The organism is Pseudomonas sp. GW704-F2, from assembly GCF_059423025.1.
The window spans coordinates 20,137-34,844 of sequence record NZ_JBWKXO010000020.1 but is presented as its reverse complement, the minus strand read 5'-3'; the positions used below and the strand labels follow the sequence as shown (position 1 = coordinate 34,844).

Sequence of the window (14,708 nt, the reverse complement as noted above, 5' to 3'; positions counted from 1 at the left end):
GGAATTGTCATGACCCAAGCCATTCGTTACGAAAAAGGCCAGGACCAGATCGTGGTCCTGACCCTCGACATGCCTGGCCAGAGCGCCAACACCATGAACGCTGTGTACCGCGAGGCCATGGCGGCCACCGTGGCGCGGCTGCAAGCGGAAAAGGACGGGATCGCCGGCGTGGTCATCACCTCGGCGAAGAAGACGTTCTTTGCCGGTGGCGACCTCAATGAACTGATCAAGGTCGACAAGGTCCACGCCAAGGAATTTTCCGACAGTGTGCGGGTACTGAAGGCGCAACTGCGCAGCCTGGAAACCCTTGGCAAACCGGTGGTCGCCGCCATCAATGGCGCGGCCCTCGGCGGTGGCTGGGAGATTTGCCTGGCGTGTCATTACCGGGTCGCGCTGGACGACCAGTCGCTACAACTAGGGCTGCCGGAAGTCACCCTGGGCCTGCTGCCGGGCGGCGGTGGCGTGGTGCGGATGGTGCGCCTGTTGGGCTTGGAAAAAGCCCTGCCGTATTTGCTCGAAGGTAAGAAGATCCGCCCACGGCAGGCCCTGCAAGCGGGCTTGATCGACGCGCTGGCAGCGGATCGCGACGAACTGCTGGCCAAGGCCCGCGCCTGGATTCTCGCCCACCCCGACGCCGTGCAGCCGTGGGACAACAAGGCTTACCAGATCCCCGGAGGCACGCCGTCCAGCCCGAAAGTCGCGCAGATGCTCGCCATCGCGCCCTCGATCCTGCGCAGCAAAACCAATGGCTGCTTGCCGGCGCCGGAGAAAATTCTCTGCGCGGCGGTGGAAGGTGCCCAGGTGGATTTCGACACCGCGCACCTGATCGAAACCCGCTACTTCACCGAATTGGTCACCGGGCAGGTGGCGAAAAACATGATCGGCACCTTCTGGTTCCAGCTCAATCACATCAACGCCGGGCGTTCGCGCCCTGAGGGTTTTGCGCCTTACCTGACGCGCAAGGTCGGCGTGCTCGGTGCCGGGATGATGGGCGCGGGGATCGCCTATGTCAGCGCCTGTGCAGGCGTTGAGGTGGTGCTCAAGGACATCAACCTCGCAGCCGCCGAGAAAGGCAAGGCGCACTCGGCCACCTTGTTGGACAAGAAGGTCAGCCGTGGGCAATTGACCGCCGAGCAGCGCGAAGCCACCTTGGCGCGTATCCATCCTACGCAGTCTGACGCCGACCTGGCCGGCTGCGACCTGATCATCGAAGCGGTGTTCGAAGACCGTGAGCTCAAGGCCAAAGTCTCTGCGGCCGCGCAAAACGTGGTCGGCCCGGACGCGGTGATCGCTTCCAACACGTCCACCTTGCCTATCAGCGGCCTGGCCACGGCGGTGCCGGATCAGGCCAAGTTCATCGGCCTGCATTTCTTCAGCCCGGTGGACAAGATGCCCCTGGTGGAAATCATCAAGGGTACACAGACCTCGGACGAAACCCTGGCCCGTGGTTTCGACTTCGTCCTGCAAATCAAGAAAACCCCGATTGTGGTCAACGACAGTCGCGGCTTCTTCACCTCGCGGGTGTTCGGCACGTTCACCAACGAAGGCATCGCCATGCTCGGCGAAGGCGTGGCTGCGCCGATGATCGAGACCGAAGCGCGCAAGGCCGGTATGCCGGTGGGGCCGCTGGCGGTGTCTGACGAAGTGTCGCTTAGCCTGATGAGCCATATCCGACAGCAGACAGCCAAGGATCTGCAGGCTGAAGGTAAAGCCGTGCCAACCCATCCGGCGACGCTGGTGATTGATCTGTTGGTCAACGAATACCAGCGCATGGGCAAGGCGGCGGGGGGCGGTTTCTATGAGTACCCCGCAGGTGGGCAAAAATATTTGTGGCCGGAACTGAAAAGCCGCTTCGAACGCCCCGACCAACGCATTTCAGCGCAGGACGTGCGCGACCGTTTGTTGTTTATCCAGGCCATCGAAACCGTGCGCTGCGTGGAGGAGGGCGTGTTGATGTCCACCGCGGACGCCAACGTCGGTTCGATCTTCGGTATCGGCTTTGCGGCGTGGAGTGGTGGCGCTTTGCAATTTATCAACCAGTACGGCTTGAACGACTTTATTGCACGGGCGCGCTACCTGGCCGAGCAGTATGGCGAGCGCTTCTCGCCGCCGGCGTTGTTGCTGCAGAAAGCCGCACAGGGTGAAGTATTTCGGTGATCGATGCGGGGCTTGCTTTGCAGGTACATTTCAAGGCAGGCTCTGGAGGTGTTCAATATTCCCATCGCCGTGTCAGGTATTTTTTATGTCGCTACGCGTCTGCATCCTGGAAACCGATATCCTGCGTCCAGGCTTGATCGATCAGTACCAAGGTTACGGGCAGATGTTCAAGCGCCTGTTCTCCAAGCAGCCGATCCCGGCCGAGTTTGTCGTGTACAACGTGGTGCAGGGTGAATACCCGTCGGATGATGAGGTGTTTGACGCGTATCTGGTAACTGGTAGCAAGGCCGATTCGTTTGGCACCGACCCTTGGATTCAGACGCTCAAAACCTACCTGCTCGACCGCTATGAGCGCGGCGACAAGTTGTTGGGCATCTGTTTCGGTCACCAATTGTTGGCGTTGCTGCTAGGCGGCAAGACCGAGCGCGCCGGCCAGGGCTGGGGCATGGGCATCCACGATTACAAAATCGATGCCAAGGCGCCGTGGATGAGCCCTGAGGTACCGGAGCTGACGTTGTTGATCAGCCACCAGGACCAGGTGACCACCTTGCCGGACAATGCCACGGTCATCGCTTCCAGCGAGTTTTGCCCGTTTGCGGCGTACCACATCGGCGATCAGGTGCTGTGCTTCCAGGGGCACCCCGAGTTCATCCACGACTATTCCCGCGAGCTGTTGGAGATTCTTCAGACGACCTTGGGCGAGAAGGTCTACAAGAATGGCGTGGCTAGCCTCGAGCGCGACCACCACGGTGTGACCGTGGCGGAGTGGATGATGCGCTTCGTTGCGCACAAGCCTGAAGCCAAGGTTAAAGCCAGCCCGAACGCTTGAAGCTGGCCCACAAGCCGCTGCACCCTACAGCGATGAACCCCAGCACGCCAAAATAACCGTAATGCCATTGCAGCTCGGGCATGTTCTGGAAGTTCATCCCGTAAATCCCCGCCACCGCCGTGGGGAACGCCAGGATCGCTGCCCACGCGGCGAACTTGCGCTGCACCACGCTCTGGCGCGACGCCTCCAGCAATACACCGATCTCGATGGTCTGGCTGGCGATGTCGCGCAGGGTGGCCAGGTCTTCCATCTGCCGTGTGACGTGGATTTGTACATCACGAAAATACGGGCGCATGTTCTTGTCGATGAATGGAAAACTCAGCTTCTGCAGCTCTTCGCTGATCTCCACCATCGGTGCCACGTAGCGGCGCAGGCTCAGCACGTCACGGCGCAGGCTGTGGAGGTTCTGGATATCGTGCTCATTGAGTGAGCTGCACAGCACGTTGCGCTCCAGCTCATCGATCTCGGCGTGGATCGCCTCGCTGACCGGCTGATAGTTTTCGGTGACGAAATCCAGCAGTGCATAGAGTACGAAATCTTCCCCATGCTCCAGCAACAATGGCCGTGCCTCACAGCGCTGGCGCACCAAACCGTAGGACGCCGAGTGCCCGTTGCGCGCCGTGATGATGTAGCCGTTGCCGGCAAAGATATGGGTTTCGATAAACACCAGCTTGCCGTTCTCGCGCACCGGAGAATAAGTGACGATAAACAGCGCGTCGCCGAAGGTTTCCAGCTTGGGGCGGCTGTGTTTTTCCAGGGCGTCTTCGATGGCCAGTTCATGCAGGTTGAACTGGCGTTGCAGGTTGCCCAGCTCGCGAGCGTCGGGCTCTTCCAGGCCGATCCAGACAAAATGCCCGGGTTTGGCGGCCCAGGCCGCGCCTTCGTCGAGGGTGATATCGGTAACTTTCTTTCCGGCGCTGTAAACAGCGGCCGCAACAACTCTACCCATGGTGCCGATCACTTCTTATCAGGGGAACAGATGTTGGGCAGCTTAGCTGGAAGCGAGTTCTATTGTTATGGCACTTTGCAGTTCGTGGTCCATCGCCTTGATGCATTCATCCATCTGCGCGTAGCAGGCTTGCATCAACGCCGGGATGTCATCCACAGTCAGGCCGGTGGTAGGAATCGGCGGCAGCGAGCGTATGTGTACATCGCCACTGTTCCAGCGATTGAGTTGCATATGGGTGACGTAATTGCTCACGCACACCTGCACGATGGGCACGCCGGCGGCAATCGCCATGTGGAACGCGCCTTTCTTGAACGGCAGCAGGCCCTTGCCCAGGTTGCGCGTGCCTTCCGGGAAGACCCAGATCGACGTGTCCTTATGCTGCAGCGTCCGGGTGGTGGTGAGCATCGCGCGGCGTGCCTTGTACGCATTGCCGCGGTCGATCAGCACGTTGCCCGCCAGCCAGAACAGCTGGCCGAACAACGGCACCCATTTCAGGCTTTTCTTGGCGATACACACGGTGCGGTGCGGCACCACGGTGCCCAGCACAAACAGGTCATAGTTGGACTGGTGGTTGGCGATGATCAGACAACTGCCGGGTTTGTTGCGCAGCGAATCGACATCGGCCTTGACGCGCAGCCCCAGTATTCGCATCGCCGGCAGCGCATACAGGCGCGCGCACAGACGGCTGTTGTCCGGGTTGAACGGCCGACAGATCCCCAGCAACACGCCCAAGCCGCCGGCGAGGATAAAGTGCAGGCCCATCAACGACATACGCAACAGAAACAGCATCGACACGGCACCATCGAGACAAAAGGTGGCGCAGTGTACGGATGTACACTGTATTCGGCAATTGCCCCGATAGAGGTAGGAGATAGGCGATGTTTAAGTACATGTTTCAATAAGTGCCAGCAGGGGCAGACTAGAGCGGCCAAGGATTAGTCGGTTGTTTTTGTAAGAAAAAGCCCGACTCAAGGTCGGGCTTTGATACGGCACATGTAGGCGGCTTAGCTCAAAATATGGCCCTGGTCCTGGATGATTGCTTCATCCAAGGCTTCGAGCAGGGCTTTGCGCACTTTCAATTTGGTCTGCTTGTGGGCGTTCATATTGAGCTTCTTCAACTGCCGCGCCGCTTCCAGTGCCGCTGTGTGCAACGCTTCCGGCGCCACCACCTTGTCGAGGAAACCGGCTTGCAATGCGCCTTGCGGGTCGAACATCTCGGCGTTGATCACCGAGCGGTGAAACGCCGACTTGCGCAGACGATCGCGCGCCAATTCGATCCCCGCATGGTGCATGGTCATGCCGATCGCCACTTCATTCAGGCCAATGCTGAACGGGCCCTCGACCCCGATCCGATAATCCGCCGACAACAGCAGGAACGCGCCCTTGGCCACCGCATGCCCAGGGCATGCGACGATCACCGGGAACGGATGCGCCAACAGGCGCCGCGCCAGCGTCGAGCCCGACGTCACCAGGCCGATCGCTTCTTTAGGGCCGGCGGTCATCACTTTCAAATCATAGCCACCCGACAGAATCCCCGGCGTCCCGGTGATGATCACCACCGCCCGATCCTTCTCGGCCTGATCCAGCGCTTCATTAAATGCACTGACCACCGCCGGAGAAATGGCATTCACCTTGCCGTTGCTCAGGGTCAGGGTCGCGATACCGTCTTCCAGGTGGTAGGAGATCAACTCACTCATGACGTGGTTCCTTGTAGGATTTGTTATAGAGGTGCATGCGCAGACGTTACTCACCACGCCCGGCCTGGTAAAGCGCTGTGACTGACTGGCCAGTCAGGCTTTCCCTCTATACCCGGCGGTAAACCGCCCGGGGCAGGGCGCAGCAACCGTCCCAGACGCGTGCCGCCGATGCCTGAGAATGGCAGAATCATCGCCCTCGCCTGGCCCGTCACGGAATACCGGTCTAACCGCATGAAAATTCTGAAAAAAACCTTTGCCATCAGCAAGTCTTTCGACTACATTAGCGCGCCTCGACAGACTGAACTGGTTTGACGAGATACGGTGAAGTGTCCGAGTGGCTTAAGGAGCACGCCTGGAAAGTGTGTATACAAGAAATTGTATCGAGAGTTCGAATCTCTCCTTCACCGCCACATTCTGCAAACACAAACCCCTGATTTTCCTAGTGAAAGTCGGGGGTTTGTGGTTTCTTGCGGCTGAAAAAAAGGCCATATAGGCCCAATGTGGGACTGACGCTGTTTTTTTCCGTCAGCCTTCGGACACGCCCGCTCGGCGCGTTCAGAATTGGCAGGTGGGCTTCCAGGCTGGTTAAACGGGCTGCTTCGGTCAACGATGGTCGAAGAGGTGCCTGCGAAAACAAGGACGATTCATCCTGCATCGAATCGTTTGCAATTCTTCCGCCCATCCGGACTGCGTAATATGACCACCCGACCGAAGCCGAAACTCAACCTTCGTATTCTGATTCTTATCTTTGTAATGCTTTCGGCAATCGCAACCCTGGCCAACAGTTTTTGGGTGACGTTCACGATTCAGAAGCAGGAGTTGATCGAGAATGCGCTGGAAGTGAACAAGGCCTACGCCTCTCGGATCGCTCGGAGTGTGGAGCAGGTACTCAATTCCGACCTCGATAAATTGAAATACAGCTCGTTCGTCATTGGCAAAGCGTTTGGCGATAAGCAGAATTTGACGGAGGAAGTCCAGCGACTGTTTGGGCAAGACGCCAGTTTCAACTCCGTGTTGATCGCCGATGCGGCGGGGACAATCATTGCCTCGGCTCCCGAAAACCTCCACCTCGATGGGCGCACGCTGCAACACCGCGAGCCTCTCAGCCTTCGCGTGCCGATAATCAGCAACGCGTTCAAGTCCATGGCTGGCAATCTGGTGGTCTTTGTCAGCCACCCCATATTCGACGCGAAAGGAGAGTACCTGGGGCTGATCGGGGGCAGTGTCCGACTTGAACAGAGGAATACGCTCCAGGCGCTGATGGACACCAATGTGCGCAAGGACGGGGCGCATGTCTATCTTGTCGACAGCGCCCGCCGGGTGCTCTATCACTCCGATCCCGAGCACATCGGGACAGTCGCTGGAAAGGGGTTGATCGACGACGCGGCGCTCAGTCACGACGGGGGAACATTGCAGGCGATAGATGCCGATGGCGTGCAAATGCTCGCCGGTTTCGCCAGGGTGCCCATCAGCGGTTGGGGGGTGATCTCGCAGCAGCCGCTCGATAACATCCAAGCCATCCTGCGACACACCATGGCCAAGGTGGCGCAGGGCATCGCGCCGCTGGCGCTGTTCGGAATCGTGTTGATCTGGTGGCTGGGCGCACGAATTTCGGTGCCGTTGTCCAGGCTTGCCGATTGCGCCAAACGGCTGGATTCACCGGACAGCTACGAACGTATCAGTGCAATCCCGACGCGCTATTTCGAAAGCTGGCAGATTCGCAGAGCGCTGCTGCTCGGCGCCACCCTGCTGCAGGAAAAGATCGGCAAACTCAACCAGCAAGCGCAAACCGACGCGTTGACCGGGCTGGCCAATCGCCGGGCGATGCAGGACGTTCTGTTGCGCTGGCAGGATGCCTACAAGGCGTTCGCGGTCGTGTCCATGGACATCGATCACTTCAAGCGCGTGAACGATACATTTGGCCATGGCGTGGGCGATGAAACGCTGCGCGCCATTGCGAGGCTCATGCAGCAGAATTCACGGTCCAACGACCTGCCTTGTCGGGTCGGTGGCGAGGAGTTCGTGTTGTTGTTACCCAATAGTTCGCTTCAGGTTGCAACGGATGTCGCCGAGCGACTGCGTGCCTCGATCGATGCCGCCAACATCGAAACGGTCGGGCACATCACCGTTTCGCTGGGCGTCGCGCTATGGCATCCCGGTGGCGATTCGATATCCACTGTGCTGGAGAGGGCTGATCAGCTTTTGTATCAGGCCAAGCAAAGCGGTCGTAATCGGGTGGTAGCGGAGCAGGCTCGATGGGAGGCTGTGGCTATCGGGTCAAGCCTTTAATGCCGATGCCGATGATGAATATCCGGAAAATGTGGATGGCTATGCTTGATCGGGCTATGGGTATGCACGTGACTGTGCGGCATCGCCGGGTCCCACTCGAACGGGTGTTCATGTTGATGGTGCTCATCGTGGACATGCCGATGCCCGTGTTCCGTCGCCTCATGCTGATGTGCATGGGCGTGGCGCTCGGTCAGGTGCAGCCACACCCCGGCGGCCATCAGCGCTGCTGCAATCCAGAACGCGCCGTTCACCGACTCGCCCAGTACCAGCAAGGCCAGCGCGGCGCCGAGGAACGGCGCGGTAGAGAAATAAGCGCCGGTACGCGCACTGCCCAGCCCGCGTAAGGCCAGCACAAACAGCACCAGGCTGATGCCATAGCCGAGAAACCCGACCAGCAAGATCGGCGCGAGCTGCGCCAGGCCGGGGATCTGCGCGCCGAGATACAGCGCCAGGCTGCAGTTGACCACGCCCGCGATCAAGCCTTTGGCGCCGGCGATAAACAATGCGTCCGAGGCCGACACTTTACGTGTCAGGTTGTTATCGATGCCCCAGCACAGGCAGGCCACCGCCACGGCGAGCGGCCCGGTCCAATCGTGACTGTCGGCGCCGCCTTGGGGCCATGACAACGCCACGCCACCCAGCACAATCGCAATCATCCCGAGGACGATGCGACGGTCTGCGTTTTCCCTGAACACGAGCCAGGCGATCAACGCGGTCAATACCGATTCAAGGTTGAGCATCAGCGATGCGGTGGCGCCCGAGGTGCGGGTCAGGCCGAACATCAAGGCCACGGGCCCGAGGATGCCGCCGAACGCAATGGCGCCGAGCAGCCAGGGCCATTCGGAGGGGGTCAAGCCGGTGGGGGTCCAGCCGCGATCGCGGATCAGGCGCACGATGGCGAGTCCGGCACCGCTGCCGAGGTAAAGCAGGCCTGCGAGCAGCACGGGCGAGAGACCCAGGCCGAGGCTTTTGGCGAGCGGGGTGCTGGCGCCGAACAGCGCGGCGGCGGCGAGTGCGTAAAGGATACTGAGGTTCATGGGCCATCCTCGAAAGGTTGGCCCATGATACGTCGCTTGCTCAGGTCAAATCCCGCGCAAATAGAGCAACGTCCGGCTTAGTGTGCAGTTTTCAGCTTGACCACATCACCGGAGATCTTGGTGGTGTAACCGCTCAGCACCCAAGCCCAGAACCATTTTTCCTGGACTTCGGTATTGATCAGCGCGTCGCCACCTTTTGCCTGGATGGCAGCCGTCTGGGCGCGGACGAAACGGCTGTTCTGGCCGATCGGGATAACACCGAACAGCATGATGCCGGTGGCGCTGGCTTCACTGTGACCCAGCACGGTGTATTGGCTGCTGTCGTATTGCGGGGATTTGATGGCGGTGCCGGTGCAGCCGGCGAGGGTGAAACCGAGAACAGCTGCTGCAACCACTTTACTGACGTACTTCACTGAGTAACTCCATGGACTGAATCCCGAGATTCAATTCTCGGGGGGGCGATACTCTAAACGCTCCTGTAACATATTGAAATCAATCGCCCATCGTTCAGGCTTGCACATACACCCAAGCGGTGAGGCCCGATGCCAGCGCCACGCTGACTCGCTTGTAGTCGGACACTTCATACGCATCCGCCGCCGCCAACTCCTGCTCGCTAATCTGAAACACCATGCCTTCAACGCTGGCGCCTTGTTCGGTGCTCGGCGCGACGATCGGGTGGTGGGTCTTGCCACTGGTGGCCAGCACTTGCGGGTCAGTAATTTCTACCCAGTTTTTCGAGTAGCCCAACATGGCGTCGTGCTGGCCTGTCAGCTCTCGGCCAAAGTTGGCGAGTTGGACGGCTTTGTCCTGGAGGGTGCCGTAGGAAAACAACAGCACGGGAAATTCGGTGTAGCGTTCCATTCTGGTTCCTTTGAACGATTAAGCGAGGAGGTCTTCATAGAATGCGCCATACGGCTTGCTCGGGTGAGCGATCTGAATCTCCAGAATCCACAACCCTGCATTCGGATAGTGCTCGAAGTCGCCGAGGTCGCCGCCACGATGGATCGCGTGGGGAAAGTCGCTGACGCGGTGGCCCTTGATGTCGATGTTCAACTGCCAGCCCATGGCCTGGGCTTGTGCCTCGGCGTAGCGGTAGAGTTCGAGGCCGATGACCTGGTCGTTTTTCCAGCGCGCTTGCACGCGGTCGAACAGCGCTTTGGCCGCGTTGGCGCAGGCGATCATGTCCGGGTCGGTGCCGGTGCTGAAGGTAGCCCCCGCGTCGCCTTCGTGACCTTGCCAGACGGCGCCCATGTCGATGAAGAAAATGTCGTTTTCACCCAGTACCGGGTCGCCGTCGGAGCGTTGCTTGAAGGTCTTGAGGGTATTGGCGCCGAAGCGCACCAGCAGCGGGTGCCAGATGCGCTGCATGTCGAGGTCGGCGAGGACGTGTTTGCCCAACTCGCGCGCTTCGGATTCGAGCATGCCGGGGCGGATGCGTTGGGCCAGTTGTTCGATGGCCTGCCAGGTCATGGCCTGGGCATAGCGCATGGATTCGATGCTGTAGGCGGCGCCCACGGCTTCTTTGGGTTGTGCGGACACCGGTATCTCCTTGTGCGGTGGCTAGCGTTATGCAGTTTACTATATAGCGACAGGTGTTGGGCGCCCAAGCGAAATTATCAGAAATGCAACCCCGCCAGGCCACCCAGCACCAAGGCCACACCGCCTGCCGTATACGACAGGCGCTTCAACCATTCCTTGCGCGTCAACAACGTGATCGCCGCCAACGAAATCGCGATCTGAATCGCCGTCATTGCCTGGGCCCAGCGGTGATGCTGGTGCAGGGCTTCTTCGGATTTCTGATCCCATTCCCGTGAGGTTGCCTCCAGCTTTTCGGCCTGTTTGCGCACGTCTTCCTTCTGGCCCTTGTAGCGCTCGCTCTCATCCTTGTAATGCGCGGCGTCCACACCGGGAATATGGGTAGCCAGTTCCGCCAGGTTTTGCCGGCTGGATTTGGCCTGGTAGTAGTTCCACTGGTTGGCGGCTTCGGTCTTGAAAATGGCAGCGTTGTTCTTGTCCATCGCCGCTTCGCTTTCGGTGGAGCCGGCCTGGTAGCTGAGCATGGCGCCAAGGGTGGCCATCAGCGCGGTCATCACGGCAATGCGGCTGGCGAAATTGTCGCCGCGCGCGTGGGCATGTTCGGTGGTGTGTTCGATGTGTTTTTCGTGGGGGCTGGGGACTTCGAAGGCTTCGGTCATGGCGGCGGCTGTGAAGGGATTGAGGAATTTTCATTGTTCCTCAGCGAAGCTGTCTCAATCCTGTATGTAACGTTGCAAACCCGCCACCAGCGCATCGAACGTCGCCCGGCAGCGCGGGCTGTTGCGCAGGTCTTCGTGCATGGTGACCCAGGTGTCGAGTTTGAGCGCGAATGCCTCCGGCAGCACCCGGCGCAGGCGCGTGTCTTGTTGGGCCAGCTTGACCTGGCATCCGCCGATGCCGGCGCCGGCACGGATCAGCGCCAGTTGCGCCAGGTCGCTGTCGCTGCTGAGGGCGAAGGTGCCGCGCTCGAAGCCTTTGACGGCCAGGCTGCGGATAAACGCGTTTTCCCGGTCGTAGCCGATCACCGCGTGGTTGGTCAGGTCTTTCAACTCTTGCGGCGTACCGTGCTGGTGCAGGTAATCGTCGCGGGCATGCAGGCCGACTTCGATCAGGCCGATGCGCTGTGCCAGCAATTGCTCCTGGCTGGGGCGGACCATCCGCACGGCGATGTCGGCTTCCAATTGCAGCAGGTCGCTCAGACGGTTGGTCAGGACCAGTTCGACCTTGAGCTGAGGATGCTGTTGGCGCAACCGCGTGATGATCGGCGGCAGTACTTCCACGCCGACCACTTCACTGGCGGAGACACGCACCACGCCGCGCACTTCGTCGCCCTGGGAGGAGGCGCTGCGTTCCAGGGCGGCGGCCATGCGCTCCATGGTCTCGGCGTGGGCCCTCATGGTGTGAGCCACTGCCGTCGGCAGCAGGCCGGTGGGGGAGCGAGTGAACAGCACCACGCCCAGGGCCGTTTCCAGCGCGGCAATGTGCCGACCGACGGTGGGCTGTGTGATGCCGAGCTGCCGTGCGGCCCCCGACAGCGATCCTTCCTTGAGTACCCCAAGAAACGATCGGTAAAGCTCCCAGCCAATGTTCAATGCCATGCGTAAATGTATAGCGTCTGGATGGTCTTCGGCAATTCCTCTATAGCCAGGCTACGAACAGAATGGCCACTCCAACCAACGTGGGAGCGGGTGATGAGCAAGGTACTGGTATTGGGTGCAACCGGCGGTATCGGCGGCGAAGTGGCGCGACAGTTGAGCGTGGCGGGCTGGCAGGTGTGTGCGTTGACCCGGGATGTCGCCAAGGCCCGTAGCCAGAATGCCGCCTATACCTGGCTCAAAGGCGATGCGCTCAATCGCCAGGACGTCATCGCTGCCGCCCGTGGCTGCGCGGTGATCATCCATGGGGTGAACCCGCCGGGCTATCGCAATTGGGCCGAGCAGGTGCTGCCGATGATCGACAACACCATTGCAGCCGCCATCGCCGAGCGCGCGACCATCGTGTTGCCCGGCACGCTCTACAACTTCGGGCCGGATGCGTTCCCGGTGCTTTCCGAAGACTCACCCCAGCACCCGCTGACCCGCAAGGGCGCGATACGTGTGCAACTGGAGCAGCGCTTGCTTCAGTCTTCCCGCGAGGGCGCTCGTGTAGTGATCGTGCGTGCCGGGGATTTTTTCGGCGCCGGAGCGGCCAACAACTGGTTCTCCCAAGGCCTGGTCAAACCCGGTAAACCGGTGCGCGCGGTCAGCGCCCCAGGTGCGCCAGGCGTCGCCCACCAATGGGCTTACCTGCCGGATGTGGCGCGCACCATGCTCGAGTTGATTGAGCGCCGCGCCGCCCTCGACGCTTTTGCCTGCTTTCATATGGCCGGGCACGTGGACAGTGATGGCACGCAGATGAGCCAGGCGATCCAGCGCGTAGTGTTACGCAGGACGGGCCTGCAACCGCGTGTAGGCGTATTTCCCTGGTGGCTGTTGAAGTTGGCTGCGCCGTTTGTCGTGACCTTTCGCGAGATACAGGAGATGCGTTATCTGTGGCAAACCCCGTTGCGTATGGATAACCAACGCTTGCTTGCGGCCCTGGGCCACGAACCCCATACGCCGTTGGAGCACGCGGTGGAGGCCGCATTGACCAGCCTGGGCTGCCTGCCCACGCCGGCCTGATCAGGCGCACAGCCTAAAAGGTTGCCTGCCGACAAGCGGGGCCGTTATTGTGCTGAATCCTTTTAGTCCTACCTCCAGGGTTTCGTCACGATGAATGCACCGCGTAGCGCAGTCGGTCCGATCAAGGCCGTGATTTTCGATATGGACGGCTTGTTGCTGGATACCGAAGGCATCTACACCGAAGTGACGCAGATCATCGCCGAACGCTTCGGGCGTACCTATGACTGGGGGATCAAACAGCACATCATCGGGCGCGGGGCCCAGGACCTGGCCGACTACGTGGTCAAGGCGCTGGACCTGCCGATCACGGCGGCTGAGTTCCTCGAAATCCGTGAGCCGCTGATGAGCGAGCGTTTCCCCAGGGCGTTGGGCATGCCCGGCGCCGAAGCGTTGGTACGGCACCTGAACGCGCACAATATTCCGATTGCGGTGGGCACCAGTTCGTCGCGCAACTCCTTTGGCCACAAGACCACGCTGCACCGCGAATGGTTTGGCCTGTTCGGCACCATCGTCACGGCTGACGACCCGGAAGTCGGTGCCGCCAAACCCGCGCCGGACATCTTCCTCACCGCCGCGCGGCGCCTGGGCATCGCGCCGCAAGATTGCCTGGTGTTTGAAGACTCACCGTTCGGCGTCACCGCAGCAAAGGCGGCCCGGATGACCGCCATCGCCGTGCCCGACGAAGCCATGGCCGACAGCAAGTACCACCACGCCGACCAGATCATCCGCAAACTCGCGGACTTCGACCTCGCCGCCTACGGCCTGCCGCCCATGTCCTGACCCGGCGCCTACAGGCGGTTATGCGCTGAAGCCACCGTCGATGGTCAGGCTGGCCCCGGTGATGTAACCCGCTTCCGGCCCGGCCAGGTAGGCCACAAAGCTGGCGATCTCCTCGACATGGCCATAACGGCCCACCGCCATCAACCCGATCAGGCTCTCGGCGAACTCACTGTTCGCCGGGTTCATGTCGGTGTCCACCGGCCCTGGCTGCACGTTGTTAACGGTGATGCCACGTGGCCCCAGGTCCCGCGCCAGGCCCTTGGTCAGGCCGACCAGCGCCGCCTTGCTCATCGCATACGGCCCGCCGCCGCCAAAGGGCATGCGTTCGGCGTTGGTACTGCCGATGTTGACCACGCGGCCGCCTTCGCCCATGTGCTTGGCCGCTTCCTGAGTGGCGATGAATACGCTGCGCACGTTGATTGCCAGGGTCTGGTCGAAGTCCTCCAGTTTGAAGTCTTCCAGCGGCGCGATGGCCAGCACGCCGGCGTTGTTCACCAGGATATCCAGGCGCCCAAAGGCTTGGACCGTGGCGTTGACGGCGTTGCGAATCGCCGTGGCATCGGCGCTGTCGGCCTGAATCGCCAGGGCTTTGCCGCCGGCGCTGATCACGCTGTTCTGCAGTTCTGCGGCCTTGGCGGCGGAACTGACGTAGGTAAAGGCGACGGCCGCACCTTGTGCTGCAAGACGCTTGACGATGGCGGCGCCGATGCCGCGTGAGCCGCCTTGAATCAAGGCAACTTTGCCGCTGAGGTTCTGGGTAGTCATGTTGATCTC

Annotated in this window: 15 protein-coding genes and 1 tRNA gene; 6 read left to right on the top strand and 10 right to left on the bottom strand. The window is 60.7% G+C overall.

Annotated features, from left to right (window positions below):
* Positions 1-9: 9 nt before the first annotated feature.
* Positions 10-2,157, top strand: a complete 2,148-nt coding sequence (locus AC07W0_RS17850; protein ID WP_102618462.1) for a 3-hydroxyacyl-CoA dehydrogenase NAD-binding domain-containing protein — start codon at positions 10-12, stop codon at positions 2,155-2,157.
* 85 nt (positions 2,158-2,242) lie between these two features.
* A complete protein-coding gene (locus AC07W0_RS17845; RefSeq protein ID WP_017848503.1) occupies positions 2,243-2,986 on the top strand; it encodes an amidotransferase in 744 nt (247 codons plus the stop codon).
* Here the strand turns inward: AC07W0_RS17845 and AC07W0_RS17840 are convergent.
* The 3 genes from AC07W0_RS17840 to AC07W0_RS17830 form a co-directional block, all read right to left on the bottom strand.
* Positions 2,964-3,935, bottom strand: coding sequence for a magnesium and cobalt transport protein CorA (locus AC07W0_RS17840; protein WP_026140214.1), 972 nt, complete (start codon positions 3,933-3,935; stop codon positions 2,964-2,966). The two genes, AC07W0_RS17845 and AC07W0_RS17840, sit on opposite strands and share 23 nt — an antisense overlap.
* A gap of 42 nt (positions 3,936-3,977) precedes the next feature.
* Positions 3,978-4,724 (bottom strand): lysophospholipid acyltransferase family protein, encoded by a 747-nt coding sequence (locus AC07W0_RS17835; protein ID WP_017848501.1) that lies wholly within the window; start codon positions 4,722-4,724, stop codon positions 3,978-3,980.
* A gap of 215 nt (positions 4,725-4,939) precedes the next feature.
* The gene (locus tag AC07W0_RS17830; RefSeq protein WP_046489343.1) at positions 4,940-5,632 is read right to left on the bottom strand and encodes a crotonase/enoyl-CoA hydratase family protein; all 693 of its coding nucleotides are present in this window, start codon (positions 5,630-5,632) and stop codon (positions 4,940-4,942) included.
* Between the two features lie 320 nt (positions 5,633-5,952).
* Between AC07W0_RS17830 and AC07W0_RS17825 the strand changes: the two genes are divergently transcribed.
* A tRNA-Ser gene (locus AC07W0_RS17825) sits at positions 5,953-6,042 on the top strand.
* 286 nt (positions 6,043-6,328) lie between these two features.
* A complete protein-coding gene (locus AC07W0_RS17820) occupies positions 6,329-7,921 on the top strand; it encodes a sensor domain-containing diguanylate cyclase (RefSeq protein WP_102618461.1) in 1,593 nt (530 codons plus the stop codon).
* Here the strand turns inward: AC07W0_RS17820 and AC07W0_RS17815 are convergent.
* From AC07W0_RS17815 to AC07W0_RS17790, 6 genes are all read right to left on the bottom strand, one after another.
* Complete coding sequence (locus tag AC07W0_RS17815; protein WP_046489348.1) at positions 7,918-8,958, bottom strand: DMT family transporter; 1,041 nt, start codon at positions 8,956-8,958, stop codon at positions 7,918-7,920. The genes AC07W0_RS17820 and AC07W0_RS17815 overlap by 4 nt on opposite strands.
* Before the next feature lie 77 nt (positions 8,959-9,035).
* Complete coding sequence (locus tag AC07W0_RS17810) at positions 9,036-9,371, bottom strand: hypothetical protein (protein ID WP_046382401.1); 336 nt, start codon at positions 9,369-9,371, stop codon at positions 9,036-9,038.
* Between the two features lie 94 nt (positions 9,372-9,465).
* Entirely contained in the window at positions 9,466-9,819 is a 354-nt protein-coding gene (locus AC07W0_RS17805; protein WP_017848493.1) for a gamma-glutamylcyclotransferase family protein, read from the bottom strand.
* An 18-nt stretch (positions 9,820-9,837) separates the two neighbouring features.
* The gene (locus AC07W0_RS17800; protein WP_102618460.1) at positions 9,838-10,497 is read right to left on the bottom strand and encodes a M24 family metallopeptidase; all 660 of its coding nucleotides are present in this window, start codon (positions 10,495-10,497) and stop codon (positions 9,838-9,840) included.
* Between the two features lie 77 nt (positions 10,498-10,574).
* Entirely contained in the window at positions 10,575-11,153 is a 579-nt protein-coding gene (locus AC07W0_RS17795; protein ID WP_017848491.1) for a DUF4337 domain-containing protein, read from the bottom strand.
* A gap of 54 nt (positions 11,154-11,207) precedes the next feature.
* The gene (locus AC07W0_RS17790; RefSeq protein WP_102618459.1) at positions 11,208-12,092 is read right to left on the bottom strand and encodes a LysR family transcriptional regulator; all 885 of its coding nucleotides are present in this window, start codon (positions 12,090-12,092) and stop codon (positions 11,208-11,210) included.
* Positions 12,093-12,185: 93 nt separating this feature from the next.
* Between AC07W0_RS17790 and AC07W0_RS17785 the strand changes: the two genes are divergently transcribed.
* Together AC07W0_RS17785 and AC07W0_RS17780 are read left to right on the top strand one after the other, a co-directional pair.
* Positions 12,186-13,154 (top strand): NAD-dependent epimerase/dehydratase family protein, encoded by a 969-nt coding sequence (locus tag AC07W0_RS17785; protein ID WP_017848489.1) that lies wholly within the window; start codon positions 12,186-12,188, stop codon positions 13,152-13,154.
* A gap of 90 nt (positions 13,155-13,244) precedes the next feature.
* Positions 13,245-13,934 (top strand): HAD-IA family hydrolase, encoded by a 690-nt coding sequence (locus AC07W0_RS17780; protein ID WP_017848488.1) that lies wholly within the window; start codon positions 13,245-13,247, stop codon positions 13,932-13,934.
* 18 nt (positions 13,935-13,952) lie between these two features.
* Here the strand turns inward: AC07W0_RS17780 and AC07W0_RS17775 are convergent, their stop codons facing one another.
* Positions 13,953-14,699 (bottom strand): 3-oxoacyl-ACP reductase family protein, encoded by a 747-nt coding sequence (locus AC07W0_RS17775; RefSeq protein WP_102618458.1) that lies wholly within the window; start codon positions 14,697-14,699, stop codon positions 13,953-13,955.
* Positions 14,700-14,708: the final 9 nt, after the last annotated feature.

Coding starts and splice junctions, on each gene's coding strand:
- AC07W0_RS17835 (WP_017848501.1), bottom strand. CDS start 4,724: ATGCTGTTTCTGTTGCGTATGTCGTTGATGGGCCTGCACTTTATCCTC.
- AC07W0_RS17815 (WP_046489348.1), bottom strand. CDS start 8,958: ATGAACCTCAGTATCCTTTACGCACTCGCCGCCGCCGCGCTGTTCGGC.
- AC07W0_RS17820 (WP_102618461.1), top strand. CDS start 6,329: ATGACCACCCGACCGAAGCCGAAACTCAACCTTCGTATTCTGATTCTT.
- AC07W0_RS17795 (WP_017848491.1), bottom strand. CDS start 11,153: ATGACCGAAGCCTTCGAAGTCCCCAGCCCCCACGAAAAACACATCGAA.
- AC07W0_RS17850 (WP_102618462.1), top strand. CDS start 10: ATGACCCAAGCCATTCGTTACGAAAAAGGCCAGGACCAGATCGTGGTC.
- AC07W0_RS17845 (WP_017848503.1), top strand. CDS start 2,243: ATGTCGCTACGCGTCTGCATCCTGGAAACCGATATCCTGCGTCCAGGC.
- AC07W0_RS17830 (WP_046489343.1), bottom strand. CDS start 5,632: ATGAGTGAGTTGATCTCCTACCACCTGGAAGACGGTATCGCGACCCTG.
- AC07W0_RS17805 (WP_017848493.1), bottom strand. CDS start 9,819: ATGGAACGCTACACCGAATTTCCCGTGCTGTTGTTTTCCTACGGCACC.
- AC07W0_RS17790 (WP_102618459.1), bottom strand. CDS start 12,092: ATGGCATTGAACATTGGCTGGGAGCTTTACCGATCGTTTCTTGGGGTA.
- AC07W0_RS17775 (WP_102618458.1), bottom strand. CDS start 14,699: ATGACTACCCAGAACCTCAGCGGCAAAGTTGCCTTGATTCAAGGCGGC.
- AC07W0_RS17785 (WP_017848489.1), top strand. CDS start 12,186: ATGAGCAAGGTACTGGTATTGGGTGCAACCGGCGGTATCGGCGGCGAA.
- AC07W0_RS17840 (WP_026140214.1), bottom strand. CDS start 3,935: ATGGGTAGAGTTGTTGCGGCCGCTGTTTACAGCGCCGGAAAGAAAGTT.
- AC07W0_RS17780 (WP_017848488.1), top strand. CDS start 13,245: ATGAATGCACCGCGTAGCGCAGTCGGTCCGATCAAGGCCGTGATTTTC.